The 13,619-nt window shown below is 63.0% G+C and carries 12 protein-coding genes; 5 read left to right on the forward strand and 7 right to left on the reverse strand.

Annotated features, from left to right (window positions below; genetic code table 11):
• Window positions 1–4: 4 nt before the first annotated feature.
• The 5 genes from CNQ84_RS12730 to CNQ84_RS12750 all read right to left on the reverse strand — a co-directional run bounded on the left by CNQ84_RS12730 (window position 5) and on the right by CNQ84_RS12750 (window position 4,893).
• Window positions 5–892 (reverse strand): N-acetylmuramoyl-L-alanine amidase, encoded by an 888-nt coding sequence (locus CNQ84_RS12730; RefSeq protein WP_096005237.1) that lies wholly within the window; start codon window positions 890–892, stop codon window positions 5–7.
• Window positions 889–2,595 (reverse strand): GGDEF domain-containing protein, encoded by a 1,707-nt coding sequence (locus CNQ84_RS12735; protein ID WP_096005238.1) that lies wholly within the window; start codon window positions 2,593–2,595, stop codon window positions 889–891. The genes CNQ84_RS12730 and CNQ84_RS12735 overlap by 4 nt, the downstream gene beginning before the upstream one ends.
• A 51-nt stretch (window positions 2,596–2,646) precedes the next feature.
• Complete coding sequence (locus CNQ84_RS12740) at window positions 2,647–3,456, reverse strand: endonuclease/exonuclease/phosphatase family protein (RefSeq protein WP_096005336.1); 810 nt, start codon at window positions 3,454–3,456, stop codon at window positions 2,647–2,649.
• 51 nt (window positions 3,457–3,507) lie between these two features.
• A complete protein-coding gene (locus CNQ84_RS12745) occupies window positions 3,508–4,146 on the reverse strand; it encodes a thiol:disulfide interchange protein DsbA/DsbL (protein ID WP_096005239.1) in 639 nt (212 codons plus the stop codon).
• Window positions 4,147–4,284: 138 nt separating this feature from the next.
• Window positions 4,285–4,893: a c-type cytochrome gene (locus CNQ84_RS12750; protein WP_096005240.1), complete on the reverse strand. Its 609-nt coding sequence runs from the start codon at window positions 4,891–4,893 to the stop codon at window positions 4,285–4,287.
• 305 nt (window positions 4,894–5,198) lie between these two features.
• On the opposite strand from CNQ84_RS12750, the gene yihA reads away from it, so the two are divergent.
• Complete coding sequence (gene yihA, locus CNQ84_RS12755) at window positions 5,199–5,837, forward strand: ribosome biogenesis GTP-binding protein YihA/YsxC (RefSeq protein WP_096005241.1); 639 nt, start codon at window positions 5,199–5,201, stop codon at window positions 5,835–5,837.
• Window positions 5,838–6,216: 379 nt separating this feature from the next.
• On the opposite strand, the gene polA is transcribed toward yihA, so the two are convergent.
• Window positions 6,217–8,958: a DNA polymerase I gene (gene polA / locus CNQ84_RS12760; protein ID WP_096005242.1), complete on the reverse strand. Its 2,742-nt coding sequence runs from the start codon at window positions 8,956–8,958 to the stop codon at window positions 6,217–6,219.
• Between the two features lie 132 nt (window positions 8,959–9,090).
• On the opposite strand from polA, the gene CNQ84_RS12765 reads away from it, so the two are divergent.
• From CNQ84_RS12765 to CNQ84_RS12780, 4 genes are all read left to right on the forward strand, one after another.
• Complete coding sequence (locus tag CNQ84_RS12765) at window positions 9,091–9,315, forward strand: DUF2782 domain-containing protein (protein WP_235827309.1); 225 nt, start codon at window positions 9,091–9,093, stop codon at window positions 9,313–9,315.
• 8 nt (window positions 9,316–9,323) lie between these two features.
• Window positions 9,324–10,277 (forward strand): homoserine kinase, encoded by a 954-nt coding sequence (locus CNQ84_RS12770; RefSeq protein WP_096005244.1) that lies wholly within the window; start codon window positions 9,324–9,326, stop codon window positions 10,275–10,277.
• Window positions 10,278–10,354: 77 nt separating this feature from the next.
• The gene (locus CNQ84_RS12775) at window positions 10,355–11,146 is read left to right on the forward strand and encodes a peptidoglycan-binding protein (protein WP_096005245.1); all 792 of its coding nucleotides are present in this window, start codon (window positions 10,355–10,357) and stop codon (window positions 11,144–11,146) included.
• Between the two features lie 76 nt (window positions 11,147–11,222).
• On the forward strand, window positions 11,223–11,921 hold the full coding sequence (locus CNQ84_RS12780) for a P-loop NTPase family protein (protein ID WP_096005246.1): 699 nt from the start codon (window positions 11,223–11,225) through the stop codon (window positions 11,919–11,921).
• Between the two features lie 34 nt (window positions 11,922–11,955).
• Here the strand turns inward: CNQ84_RS12780 and CNQ84_RS12785 are convergent, their stop codons facing one another.
• Window positions 11,956–13,419 (reverse strand): NCS1 family nucleobase:cation symporter-1, encoded by a 1,464-nt coding sequence (locus tag CNQ84_RS12785; RefSeq protein ID WP_096005247.1) that lies wholly within the window; start codon window positions 13,417–13,419, stop codon window positions 11,956–11,958.
• Between the last annotated feature and the right edge of the window lie 200 nt (window positions 13,420–13,619).

Genomic DNA, 13,619 nt, shown 5'->3' on the forward strand with positions numbered 1-13,619 from the left:
CTGATCAGTCCGCCGCGGTGCAGGGTGGCAGCCGTGGACTGAGCTGAGGCTGATCGGGCTGATACCACTGGGGGGCGGGGTCATTGAGCAGCTCGCTGCCCTGCTGCGGCACCAGTGCAGCGAGCAACGCGGCGGTCTCGCTGTCGGGCAAGCCGTCAAAGCGCGCCGGGCGAAAGCGCATCTGGAAGGCGGCAATCACGTTGCGCGTGGCCTCATCCAGGCTGCCATGGGCCGGGACGGCGTAGCCCCAACGCTGCAGGCCCTGCTGGAACCAGGTCACCGAGGGAACGCGCCCCATCAGCCAGTGGCGCATGACCTCGGCGCGCTGCAGGTCAACGCGGGTGGCCAGGCCAGCCGCTTCGAGCTGCGCCCAGGGGAACAGCGGGCCAGGGTCGACCTTGCGCTGCGGCGCGACATCGCTGTGGCCGAGGATGGCTTCTGGCGGCAGCTGGTGGCGTTGCTGGATGCCCTTGAGCAGGCTGATCAATGCATCGATCTGCGGTTGCGCCCAGGGGTGCCACTGACGGCAGGTCGCGGTGTCGGTGTAGCCGGGTTGTACCATTTCGATGCCGATGGTGCTGGCGTTCAGCCAGGTGCGGCCTTGCCAGCTGCTGTCGCCGGCATGCCAAGCGCGGCGGTTTTCATCCACCAGTTGATAGATCACCGGTTCACCATCACTGATCAGGTAATGACTGCTGACGTCGCCCTGGGTCAGGCTGAACAGCGAGCGCGCGAAACCCGACGAGGTGTAGTGCAGCACCACGTACTGCACCCGGCTGTCCTGACTGCGGGCCTGGTAACGGGTGTCGATGGCGGGGCCGGTGGTGCAGCCTGTCAGCAGGGCTGCGGACAGAGCCAGCAGGGTGCGTAAACGAGGGAATAGCAGACTCATGACGTTGCGGCGTGCACCACTCGGTTGCGGCCCAATTCCTTGGCCTGGTACATCGCCTTGTCGGCGCGATCAAAGGCGCTGTCCAGCGAGTCGTCCCGGGTGAACTCGGTGAAGCCCAGGGAGATGGTGACCGGCACCGGCTCGCTCTTGAAGTGGAAGGGCGTGCCTTCGATACCGCTACGCAGCTCTTCCAGGGCGACGATGCCCTGTTCCGGGCTGACGCCGGGCATCAGGATGACAAATTCCTCGCCACCAAAGCGCCCGATAAAGTCGGTCTTGCGCAGGCGCCGAGACACTTGCTGGGCGATCAGGCGCAGCACCTTGTCGCCGGCCAGATGGCCAAAGCGATCGTTGATCGATTTGAAGTGGTCTACGTCCAGCACGACCAGCAGCAGGCGGCCGCCGTAGCGTTGCCAGCGTTCAAACTCTTCGTCCATACGTTGCTGCAGGCCGCTGCGGTTGGCCAGGCCGGTCAGGCTGTCGATCAGCGCCTGCTGGCGTTGCTCCTCAAGGTGGTGGCGGAAGGTCTGCGCCTCTACCTCCATGGCCTGAATACGCTCGACCATGGTGCTCAGGCGTTCGGCGACTTCGCTGTCGCGCGCCTCGCGCAGCTCACGGGCCTTGTCGATATTCTCCAGCAGCGAGTTCAGCCGGGCTTCAACGTTGGCCTTGAGTGAACTCAAATCGTCGGCATCGCGCACGCTGTCATTGAGCACCTGCACCTGGCCGCGAATGGTCCCGCTGAGTTCGCGCTCGGCGTCCAGCGAGCCGCTGTAGCTGTTCTGGGCTTCTTCCAGGTTGCCCTGGAACTGGCTCAGGCGCTCATTGAGTTGCAGCAGGTAGCGCTCAAAGTCGGCCTGGCGGCTCTGCTGGGCGCCCAGCACCAAGTCGCACAGGGCGTCGAGGGCGGCGGTCAGTTCATACCAGTTGAGGCCCTTGCTGACCTGCTCGCGCAGCCGGTCGCGGGCCGCTTGCTGGGTTTCCAGTACCTGCAGTTCGCTTAGCAGACGCAGCAGAATCGATTCGATATGGGCCGCCAGTTGGGAAAAGTGCTGCTCCTCGCCGCTGATATTGCTGGCGCTGTCGGCGGGCTGCTCTTGCTCTTGCTCTTGCTCTGGTGGCGGTGAGGCGACGGTGTTGTCCTGGGCCGCCTGCTCGGCGGCGGGGGCTGCTACCTCATCGTCGCTGAGCGGGCCTGCCTGGAGCTCTGCGCGCTGCTTGCGACGCAACAGGCGGGACCAGAGACCGCTGCTGCTTTGCTCTTCGCTGTGCTGCAGGGCTTGCTGTTGCAGTTGCTGCAACTCACCCAGCAGCGAGGGCAGTTTGCGTGGGAGTTCGGCAAGCTCACCGAGCTGACGCTCGAGCGCGCGCAGTGCGCGGGCCACCTCGCGCGGGGGCTCACACTCCTGCAGCTGTTCGATCAGTTTGTGCACTGCCTTGCTGGTGTCGCTGGAGGCTTGCTGACGGTTCTGGTCGGCAGCCAGCACGGCTCGCTCAAGGTCGGGCAGCAGCTCGCCCAGCAGGTGCGCAGGCGCGTCCGAGCGCAGGGCGCGACGTAGCTCATTCAGCCGTTTGTCCAGCAGCGGGTCGATGCCCGCAGCCGCGATACTGACGCGCACCAGGCCACGTTTCAGCAGCTCGGTCTGTTCCTCAGACTCGAAATAGCGGGAAGAGCCGTTGGTGTTAGGCTGGGTGTCCGACATGATGGCTCCGGGGTTGATTCCCAGAGATTATAGGGTATGTGGGGTGGCTGGCTAGCTTTGACAGAGGCTGGTTGGCAGTTTGATATGCATGGCGACGGGCAGATGGTCGGAGATGGCTTGCGGCAGCACGTCGACCCGATCGATCTCCAGGCTGGGGCTGATGAGGATATGATCCAGCACGCGTGCCGGCCGCCAGCTCGGGTAGGTGCCCGGCAGGTCTGGTGCCTGCAGGTTGGCGCCCTTGAGCGGCGAGTGTTCCAGCAAGTCCTCGGCGTGGGTATTCATATCGCCCATCAGCACCACATGACGGTGATCGGCGATGCGCTCGCGCACGTAGGCCAGCTGGTTGGCGCGCCCTTTGGTACTTAGTGCCAGGTGCATCATGACCACCAGCAGCGATTCCTCGCCCTGGCCGAATTGCGTCAGGATGGCGCCACGGCCCGGCAGGATGCCCGGCAGCTTATGGTCTTCCAGCAGGTCAGGCGCGTAGCGGCTGAGCAAGCCGTTGGAGTGCTGGGCAAAGCGCCCAAGGTTGCGGTTGAGCTGCTGATACCAGTAGGGGAAGGCCCCTTCGCGGGCCAGGTGCTCCACCTGATTGACGAAGCCGGAACGCAGACTGCCGCCATCGACTTCCTGCAGGGCGACCAGATCAAACTCGTTGAGCAACTGCGCTACGCGCCCCAGCTGCTGCTGGCGTCCGGCGTGGGGCAGCAGATGCTGCCAGCTGCGGGTCAGGTAGTGGTGATAGCGCTGGGTATTGATGCCGACCTGGATATTGAAGCTCAGCAGGCGCAGGACATCGGGCAGCGGCTGCCGGTCGTTGGTGCAGTGTTCATTGGTGCGCAGCTCTCCCGGGGCCATGTGACCCCGGGTGGTGCGGCGACCATTGATGTTGCCGACCGAAAGCATGGATCAGCCCTGGGTGGCCTGACGTTCCTGCTCGATCAGGTATTCGGCAATTTTCATCATGTTTTCGTAGCTGCCGGCCATCTGGCCTTCGATACGGTATTTGCCGTTGATGATCAGGCAGGGTACACCGGTTGCGCGGTACGAGCGGGCCAGGCGGGTGGCCTGATCGATGCGGCTCTTCACGCCGAAGGAGCTCCATGCCTTGCGGAACTCGTCTTCAGTGATGCCGTAGGCTTCAAGGAAGTCGATCATGGCGTCTTCATCTTCCAGGCGGTTGTTCTGCTTGTGAATCGCGTTGAAGACGGCGTCGTGGGTCTCTTCCAGCTTGCCCAGGCTGTCCAGGGTGTAGAACAGCTGGCCGTGGGTGTTCCAGGCGCCACCGAACATGGCCGGTACCGGGCGGAAGACCACGTCGTCGGGGAGGGTCTTGCTCCACTCGGTCACCATCGGGTTCAGCGTGTAGCAATGCGGACAGCCGTACCAGAACAGCTCTGCCACCTCGATCTTCTCCGGGTCGGCGGTCGCGGCTGGGGTCGGCAGGACGACGTAATGCACGCCAGCCTGGTAGGGGGCTTCCTGGGCTTGGGCCAGAGCAAAGCTGCCAAGCAGCCAGATCAGGGCAACGCTGAACAACGCACGCATGTAGAACTCCAAAACGGGGTGATGACGGATGTGAGACCCGACAGTAGAACAAAGATTCCGTGATTACCAGATACAAACCTTGCGGGCACAAAAAAGGGCAGCCGCTGGCTGCCCTTTATTTGTTACAAGCGCTTACGCTTAACGCAGGCCCTGGATATAGGCGGAAACTGCTTCGATATCCTTGTTGCTCAGGCGGCTGGCAACGGTGCGCATGATGGCGGCGTCACCGTCGTTGGTGCGGTTGCCTTCACGGAAGTCGGTCAGCTGCTTGGCAGTGTAGGTGGCGTGCTGGCCAGCCAGGCGCGGGTAGGACGCCGGCGGGTTACCCTTGCCAGTCGGAGAGTGGCAGCCAGTGCAGGACGGCAGACCGGTGTCCAGATTGCCGCCACGGAAGATGGCTTCGCCGCGCTCGGCCAGGGCCGGATCAGCAACGCCCAGCGTCATGCTCTGGGAAGCAAAGTAGGCAGCGATGTCTGCCAGGTCCTGCTCGTTCAGTCCGTCCAGCATGCCGGTCATTTCGACGACGACGCGACGACCTTCCTTGATATCAGTGATCTGCTTGAGCAGATACTGTTCACCCTGGCCAGCCAGCTTGGGGAAGTTGGGGGCTGGGCTGTTGCCGTCTGCACCGTGACAGGCGCCACAGACGGCGACCTTGCCCTGACCGGCTTCTGCGTTGCCCTCAAGAGCGTGCGCGCTCGTGGCGACACCCAGGGTCAACACCAGACTAACGAGTAATTTATTCATCGGCTAATCCAATAACGGCTAAAAGAAAACGTGTTGGCTTTGCCTGCTGTCCGGCCTTGATGACCGCGTTATCCAGCGCAGGCTACCTTGATTTTGTGCTCATGCTAGCGGCGCACTGGCCCCGGTGCAATGGCTGAAATGCCGCACCCTGGACCACAGCCTGACCGGCAGGCCTCTTTTGAGCCTGACACGAGCCGAGGCAATTGGTCAGTGCTTCCCAGAACCGCCGCATTATATACTAAGCGGGCCGCAAACGTGAACGTCATCAGTGTCCGGCCTGTTGCGCCGGCTTCAATGGGAATCCCATGTCCTCCAGCACCCCTCTCGTCTCCCTCTGTCAGCAGGCTACCTTCATCAAAAGCGCCAGCCTGGTGTCCCAGTGCCCGCCCGATCTGGGGCTGGAAGTGGCCTTTGCCGGCCGCTCCAATGCGGGTAAGTCCAGCGCCCTCAATACCCTGACCCACGCGCGTCTGGCACGCACGTCCAAGACGCCGGGGCGTACGCAGCTGATCAACTTTTTCCGGCTGGATGACGAACGTCGCCTGGTGGATCTGCCCGGTTACGGCTACGCCAAGGTACCGCTGGAGCTGAAGGCGCACTGGCAGCAGCATCTGGATGCCTATTTGACTGGACGTCAGAGTCTGGTCGGACTGGTGCTGGTGATGGATCTGCGTCATCCGCTGTCGGATTTTGACTGCATGATGCTCGAGTGGGCGCGCAAGAGCGACATCCCGGCGCATGTGCTGCTCAGCAAGGCCGACAAGATGGCCTTTGGCGCGGCCAAGAATGCGCTACTCAAGGTGCAGACACGGATGCGCAAGGAACTGGGTTCCAATGCCAGCGTACAGCTGTTTTCCTCGCCCAAGCGCATGGGCATTGATGAGGCCCACGGGCGGCTGGCGCAGTGGTTGTTCCCGGTTGAGCAGGAAGGTGGCGAGGGATAACCGAGCAGGCGGGTGAGCGAAACCGCAGCAGACCTGAATTGCAGGCAAAAAAAACCCCGAGCTTCTATGGGGAGGGAGGCTCGGGGTTAACTAACCGGGCTGTGCTAGGAAAGGGAGTGCCCGGTTTTTCTGCCAACACTAAATCACATCTAAGGAGCATGAATGGCTCTCAAGCCGTTCATAAGCTCTGACCGGGTGGGTTCGGCATAAGTTCAAAAAAAGTTTTAGATGGGTTGGTTATGAAAACGGCAGCGCTTAGGCGCTGCCGTTTTCAGCGGCACGCTTCAAGCTGCAAGCCGCAAGCTAAACCCGTGCAAGGTCGAATGTTGCGGGTTTTTCTTGCGGCTTGAAGCTTGCAGCTCGGCCCAAAGGGCCGCCGCTAGTGCGCCTCGTCCCAGTTGTCACCCACCCCTACCTCAACCACCAGCGGCACGTCGAGTTCGGCGGCCTGGGCCATGTGCTCCTTGAGGCCCTGGGTGACGGCGTCGATCTGGTCTTCACGTACTTCCAGAACCAGTTCGTCGTGTACCTGCATGATGACGCGGGCATCCAGGCTGCTGTCGTTCAGCCAGGCTTCTACCTTGATCATCGCGCGCTTGATGATGTCGGCGGCGGTGCCCTGCATCGGCGCGTTGATGGCGGTGCGTTCGGCGGCCTTGCGCATGGCCTGGTTCTTGGCGTGGATTTCCGGCAGGTACAGGCGGCGGCCGAACAGGGTTTCGACGTAACCCTGCTCGCTGGCTTGCTCGCGGGTCCGTTCCATATAGCTGAGTACGCCCGGATAACGCGTGAAGTAGCGGTCGATGTAGGCCTGGGCCTGTTTGCGGTCGACGCCGATCTGCTTGGCCAGGCCGAAGGCGCTCATGCCGTAGATCAGGCCGAAGTTGATCGCCTTGGCGCTGCGGCGCTGGTCGCCGGTGACCTCGTCCAGCTCGACGCCGAACACTTCGGCAGCGGTGGCGCGGTGGACGTCCAGATCGTGCTTGAAGGCATCCAGCAAGCCAGCGTCCTGAGCCAGGTGCGCCATGATGCGCAGTTCGATCTGCGAGTAGTCGGCCGCCAGCAGCTTGTAGCCCTTGGGGGCGACAAAGGCCTGGCGGATGCGCCGGCCTTCGGTGGTGCGGATCGGGATGTTCTGCAGGTTCGGGTCTGAGGACGACAGTCGGCCGGTGGCAGCTACCGCCTGATGATAGGAGGTGTGAATGCGTCCGGTGCGCGGGTTGATCTGCTCCGGCAAGCGGTCGGTGTAGGTGCTCTTGAGCTTGCTGACGCTGCGATACTGCATGATCACCTGCGGCAGCTCGAAGCCCTGTTCGGCCAGTTCGGCGAGCACCGCTTCGGCAGTCGAGGGCTGGCCCTTGGCGGTTTTCGACAGCACCGGCAGGCCCTGCTTTTCATACAGAATGGCACCCAGCTGCTTGGGTGAGCCGAGGTTGAACTCCTCGCCCGCCAGCTCGAACGCCTGGCGCTCCAGCGCCACCATCTTCTCGCCCAGCTCGATGCTCTGCTGGCCCAGCAGCTTGGCGTCGACCAGTGCGCCGTTGCGCTCAATACGCGCCAGCACCGGCATCAGCGGCATCTCGATCTCTTGCAGGACGCGCGCCAGCGAGGTCTGTGGCTGCAGCTTGGCCCACAGGGTCTGGTGCAGGCGCAGGGTCACATCGGCATCTTCTGCGGCGTAGGGGCCGGCCTGCTCCAGGGCGATCTGGTCAAAGGTCAGCTGCTTGCTGCCCTTGCCGGCGATCTCTTCGAACTTGATGGTGCCCTGGCCCAGGTACTTGAGCGACAGGCTGTCCATATCGTGACGGGTAGCGGTGGCGTCCAGCACGTAGGACTCGAGCATGGTATCGAAGGCCACGCCCTGCACGCGGATGTCGTAGTGGGCCAGTACGTTGATGTCGTACTTGGCGTGCTGGGCGACCTTGGCCTTGGCCGGGTCTTCCAGATAGGGCTTGAGCGCGGCGAGTACCTGATCGCGGTCGAGCTGCTCGGGTACGCCCATATAACTGTGGGCAACCGGGATATAGGCCGCCTCGTGAGGCTGGACCGCTAGCGACACGCCAACCAGCTCGGCGCGCTGGGCGTCGATGCTGGTGGTTTCGGTATCGAAGGCGAAAAGCTCGGCAGCCGCCAGCTTGCCGAGCCAGCGCTCGAAGTCGGCCTGCTCGGTAATGATTTCGTAGTGGTTCTGTTGCGTTTCGGCGGGTTCGTCGGCACTGCCGGCCTGACCCTCGGCCTTGGCTTCGCGCAGCAGGTCGTCGAGCCAGCTCTTGAACTCCATTTCCCGATACAGCTCGATCAGCGCTTCACGGTTGGCGGCGCTGGGCTGCAGCGCGTCGACCTGTACTTCCAGTGGCACGTCCAGCTTGATGGTGGCCAGCTGGTAGGAGAGGTAGGCCATCTCCTTGTGCTCTTCGAGCTTCTCGGGCAGCTTCTTGGCGCCGCGAATGGCCAGTTCCGGGACCTTGTCCAGGTTGTTGTAGATCACGTCCAGACCGCCGCCGACGCCGGTTAGCAGGCCCAGCGCGGTTTTCTCGCCCACGCCGGGAACACCGGGAATGTTGTCGACTTTGTCGCCCATCAGCGCCAGGTAGTCGATGATCAGTTCCGGGCCGATGCCGAACTTGTCGTGTACGCCCTGAATGTCCATCACCGTGTTGGTCATGGTGTTGACCAGGGTGATGTGGTCATCGACCAGCTGGGCCATGTCCTTGTCACCGGTGGAGATCACCACGGCGCGGCCGGCGTCGGCGCTCTGGCGCGCCAGGGTGCCAATCACGTCATCCGCTTCCACGCCATCGACGCACAGCAGTGGCAGACCCAGCGCGCGCACGGCGGCATGCAGCGGTTCAATCTGCGAGCGCAGATCATCCGGCATCGGCGGGCGGTGCGACTTGTACTGCTCGAACATCTCGTCGCGGAAGGTCGGCCCTTTGGCGTCGAACACGACCGCGATCGGGCTGTCGGGATACTGCTTGAGCAGGCTTTTCAGCATGTTCAGCACGCCTTTCACCGCGCCGGTCGGCTGCCCCTTGCTGGTGGTCAGTGGTGGCAGCGCGTGGAAGGCGCGATAAAGGTAGGACGAACCGTCCACCAGGACGAGGGGTGTGGAGTCTGTCATGCGTCAGGTCAACAATTCCGGAGCCAATGGGGCTAGAATGAGGGCATCATTCAGGCAAAGGACAAGACTACCATGATTCGTAGAACGGGCTTTGGATTGGCCGCCGCGCTGTTGTTGGGCAGTGCTTCGGTCATGGCGCAGGACGCGGTACCGGGCGACCCTGAGGTGACCATCCGTCAGGAAGGCGACCGCACTGTGGAAGAATACCGCGTCAACGGTTTTCTCTATGCCATCAAGGTTATCCCCACCAGCGGCGCGCCCTATTACCTGGTGGCGGTAGATGACGACGGCAACTACGTGCGCTCAGACCAGCCCGAGGGGCTGCGTATTCCCTCCTGGAAAATCTTCGAGTGGTGACCTGAGCCGTGTCTGTGTTTACCCCGCTGGCGCGGGCTGAGCTGGAAGACTTTATTGCCGGTTTCAGTTTGGGCCGGCTGGTTGACTACCAGGGCATCGACGGCGGCAGCGAGAACAGCAATTTCTTTGTCAGCTGCGAGGGCGGTGAGTTTGTGCTTACCCTGGTAGAGCGCGGCGATCCGGCGGCATTGCCGTTTCTGGTCGAGCTGCTGTCCTGTCTGCAGCAGGCCGGGCTGGCGGTGCCCTATGCAGTGGCTGATCGCAGCGGTCAGTGTCTGCATCAGCTCAAGGGGCGTCCGGCCCTGCTGCAGCCCCGGCTGGCCGGTGGGCATGTCGGTCAGCCGGACGCCAGCCACTGCGAAGCGGTTGGCGCCTGGCTGGCGCAACTGCACCAGGCGACTCGCGATACTGCGCTGGCGCGGCCGGACGAGCGCGGTGTGGACTGGATGCAGGATCAGGCGCGGCAGCAGTTGCCGCAGCAGGCTGGCCCGCTGGCCGAAGCGCTGGAAGAGCTGTTGCAGCAGCTGGTGCACTGGCGACGACAGGACCCCGGTCTGCCGCGGGCGGTACTGCACGCGGACCTGTTCCGTGACAACGTGCTGTTTGACGGCCACCATCTGAGTGGTGTGATCGATTTTTACAATGCAGCCAGTGGCTGGATGCTGTACGACGTGGCCATTGCCGTCAACGACTGGTGTCTGGGTGACGATGGTGCCCTGGTGCCCCGCCGGGTTCGCGCCCTGCTCGCCGGGTACGCGGCGCGACGTCCGTTCACCGCTGCTGAAGCCGATTGCTGGCCGGCCATGTTGCGTCTGGCGGCACTGCGCTTCTGGCTGTCGCGGCAGATTGCAGCCGAGGAGTTTGCCGGGCAGGACGGCGTGCTGGTGAAAGACCCGCAGCACTTTGCCCGCCTGCTGCTGCAGCATCGGGTAGTTGCTGTTGGGCTGCCGCTGGCGCTCTAGGTGATAGCAGCTAATCTGGTTAGGCATTAACCCAGCGGCGTCGTCAGGCAGTGCCGTTGCCTAACGGAGCTGCCACCATGATTCCCGTCGACGGAGCCTTTATCCTCGCTGTTTCTCCCCGTTTTTCCGGCGCCCGCGCGGACGCTCAGCGCCGCATCGTTGGCGACATATCCGCCGCGTTTGCCCCTACCCTTGCCCTTTACCGGATCGACAGCCGCCTGCGGATTGCGCACTTCATGGCGCAGGTGACCCATGAATGTGCCGGGTTTCGTACCACTGAGGAGTTTGCCAGCGGCGCGGCCTACGAGGGCCGGCGTGACCTGGGCAACACCGAGCGTGGCGATGGCCGGCGCTACAAGGGTCGCGGACTTATCCAGCTGACCGGGCGGGCCAACTACCGGCAGATGGGCGAGCGCCTGCGACTGCCGCTGGAGGCCGAGCCGGCGCTGGCCGCCGAGCCGCTGACCTCGCTGAAGATTGCCTGCGAGTACTGGCAGACCCGGCAGATCAACAACGCGGCTGATCGCGACGACCTGATCCGTGCCACCCGCCTGGTGAATGGTGGCCTCAACGGTCTGGACGACCGGCGTCAGTACCTGCAGAAGGCCAAGACCGCGCTGGCGGCTATGGAGGGATTGCGGGTGTCGCAGCTACAGGGCGGCACCTCGGTGGCCCTGCGCCGAGGCTCTTTTGGTGATGCCGTGCAGGTGCTGCAGGAGTTGCTGGTCGGCCGGGGTTATCGGTTGTCGATTGACCGCGACTTTGGCCCGGCGACCGAGCTGGCGGTCATGCAGTTCCAGCAGGCGGCTGACCTGCTGGTGGATGGCATCGTCGGCGAGAAAACCTGGGCGGCGCTGCGCAGCCGCTAGACGTCACAGTCCGGACGCATTGCTGGCCTATATTTCGCATTGGATTTTCTTTCCCAGCCCTGCACAGGACGCGTTCATGAGTACCATTCACTTCGTCGGTGGCGAGAAAGGCGGGGTCGGCAAGTCGGTCGTTTCGCGCTTGCTGTCCCAGTACTTCCTCGACAACGGTCTGCTGTATGCCGGCTTCGATGCTGACCAGTCCCACGCCACCCTCACCCATTACTATCCCGAGTTCACCCAGCCGATTGTGCTGGACGACTTCGAGAGCATTGATCAGTTGATCGAGATGGCCAGCGAGGACGATGAAAAGCAGCTGCTGGTGGACCTGCCCGCGCAGAGTCAGCGCTTTCTGGATCGTTGGCTGGAGGACAGCGGAGTACTGGATATGTGCGATGAGCTGGGGGTCAATACGCTGTTCTGGTACGTGGTCGATGGCGGACGGGACTCGGTCATGCTGTTGCGCACCTTCGCCCAGAAGTACGGCGCGCTCATGCCCTGTGTGGTGGTCAGAAACCATGGCTGCGGCAGTGACTTCAGCGACATTGATCAGGTGGTGGCGGAGGCGGCGGCGCCCCGGTTGCTGGCGGTGGTCGATATTCCCGAGCTGCACGTCGGCACCCTGCACCGCATCGACAAGCTGGCCCTGAGCTTCTGGTCGGCGATCAATCAGAAGAGCAGTACTGGTGCGCAGTTGAGCATGATGGAGCGTCAACGCACCAAGGTGTGGCTGCGCAAGGCCAGCCAGTCCATCGAGATGGCCCTGCAGCGTTTGTAGCCAGGCGCCGGGAGAACCCCGGCGCGGGTTCGGTCTAGCTCTGGCGCGGGGACGCCTGCAGCACGGGCGCATTGCGCATCAGCAGGTAATGCAGCACGGCGCCCATCAGCGCGCCCAGCAGCCAGGCGTAGCCGTGCAGCTGGCTGACCGCCGGCACCCAGACCGAGGCCACCGAAAATACCGAGGCCACGGCAAAGGCAATCAGCGCCTTGCGGTTCCAGCCGCCGTCAAAGTAGTAGGCGCCCTGCTCGCGCGCGCTGAACAGATCCTGCAGATCCAGCTGCTGTTTGCGGACCAGGTAGTAGTCGGCCACGATGATGCCATACAACGGTGCCAGGATGGCGCCCAGGGTGTCGACAAAGGCGGCGATGCCGACCTCACTGATGAAGGCAACCCAGAGCGCACCGATGAAGAACGCGATGGCCGCGGTGATGAAGCCGCCGGTGCGGGCGCTGATGCGTGACGGGGCCAGGTTGGCAATGTCGTAGGCGGGCGGAATGAAGTTGGCCACCAGGTTGATGCCCACGGTCGCGGCAAAGAAGGTCAGTGCGGCGATGATGGTCAGCGTCAGGCTGTCGACGCGGGCGACGATATCGGTCGGGTTGGTCAGGGTTTCGCCAAACACCACCACGGTGCCGGCGGTGATCACCAGCGCAATCAAGGAGAAGATCGCCAGGCTAACGGGCAGGCCCAGCAGGTTGCCCTTGGTCATCTGCTGCTCGTTTTTTACGAAGCGCGCGAAGTCACCGTAGTTGATCACCACGGCGGCGAAGTAGGCCACCATGGTGCCAACCACCGCAAAGAAGGCGGCGACCGGGCCTGCGGCGTACTCGCCACTGCCCGCAAAGATGCTGCCCAGCTCGTTCAGCAGACTGGGTCCTGCCTGATACCAGATGATCAGCATCAGCGCGATCATCACCACATACACCAGCGGGCCGGCCCAGTTGAGGAAGCGGGTAATCCACTCCATCCCGCGTACGAACAGCAGTACCTGAAAGGCGCAGACCAGGCAGTAGGAGACCCAGCCGATAGCGGTCATGCCAAGAAAGGTGCCGGCATCTGCCGGTGAGTCCAGTAGGGCGTTGAGCAGCAGCGCTACCGCGGTAGAGGCGAAGTAGGTCTGCACGCCATACCAGAAGATCGCCACGATGCCGCGCACCACCGCGGGGAAGTTGGCACCGCGAACCCCCATGCTGGAGCGCGCCATGACCGGAAACGGGATGCCGTACTTGACGCTCGGCTTGCCGGTCAGCTGCACCAGGCCCATGACGATAAAGCCCGCCAGTACGATACCGGCGAGCACCGCCCAGCCACTCAGACCATAGGAGATGAACAGGGTCGCAGCCAGGGTATAGCCGAACAGACTCTGAATATCGTTGGACCAGACGTTGAAAATCTCGAACCAGCCCCAGCTGCGCTTGCCCGGCGGCAGCGGTGCCAGGTCTTCGTTGTGGAGCGACGGATCGATGTCGCGGATCTGAAAGTCGTCGTTAGCCATGGGCCTTTCCTTGCGTCTTGTTGTGGGTACCGGGCAAGGCTGCTGAACCTGACAGCCCTCGCCGTTGCGCTTGCACGTTTTGTTCCGCCTTCGCAGCGCAGCCGACACCGGGCCGCCACGACCATCTGCGCTGAACGGTCGCATATTGTGTACAAAAACGTCGTCATTTTGTATTCAAAAATGTAGTGCATGGAAAAAAA

The sequence above is a fragment of the Pseudomonas abyssi genome, from assembly GCF_002307495.1.
In the GTDB taxonomy this organism is placed as follows: Bacteria; Pseudomonadota; Gammaproteobacteria; order Pseudomonadales; family Pseudomonadaceae; genus Halopseudomonas; species Halopseudomonas abyssi.

Excerpts from the sequence above, each read along its gene's own strand:
- CNQ84_RS12730 (WP_096005237.1), bottom strand. The coding sequence starts at position 892 with ATGAGTCTGCTATTCCCTCGTTTACGCACCCTGCTGGCTCTGTCCGCA.
- CNQ84_RS12735 (WP_096005238.1), bottom strand. The coding sequence starts at position 2,595 with ATGTCGGACACCCAGCCTAACACCAACGGCTCTTCCCGCTATTTCGAG.
- CNQ84_RS12740 (WP_096005336.1), bottom strand. The coding sequence starts at position 3,456 with ATGGCCCCGGGAGAGCTGCGCACCAATGAACACTGCACCAACGACCGG.
- CNQ84_RS12745 (WP_096005239.1), bottom strand. The coding sequence starts at position 4,146 with ATGCGTGCGTTGTTCAGCGTTGCCCTGATCTGGCTGCTTGGCAGCTTT.
- CNQ84_RS12750 (WP_096005240.1), bottom strand. The coding sequence starts at position 4,893 with ATGAATAAATTACTCGTTAGTCTGGTGTTGACCCTGGGTGTCGCCACG.
- yihA (WP_096005241.1), top strand. The coding sequence starts at position 5,199 with ATGTCCTCCAGCACCCCTCTCGTCTCCCTCTGTCAGCAGGCTACCTTC.
- polA (WP_096005242.1), bottom strand. The coding sequence starts at position 8,958 with ATGACAGACTCCACACCCCTCGTCCTGGTGGACGGTTCGTCCTACCTT.
- CNQ84_RS12765 (WP_235827309.1), top strand. The coding sequence starts at position 9,091 with ATGGCGCAGGACGCGGTACCGGGCGACCCTGAGGTGACCATCCGTCAG.
- CNQ84_RS12775 (WP_096005245.1), top strand. The coding sequence starts at position 10,355 with ATGATTCCCGTCGACGGAGCCTTTATCCTCGCTGTTTCTCCCCGTTTT.
- CNQ84_RS12780 (WP_096005246.1), top strand. The coding sequence starts at position 11,223 with ATGAGTACCATTCACTTCGTCGGTGGCGAGAAAGGCGGGGTCGGCAAG.
- CNQ84_RS12785 (WP_096005247.1), bottom strand. The coding sequence starts at position 13,419 with ATGGCTAACGACGACTTTCAGATCCGCGACATCGATCCGTCGCTCCAC.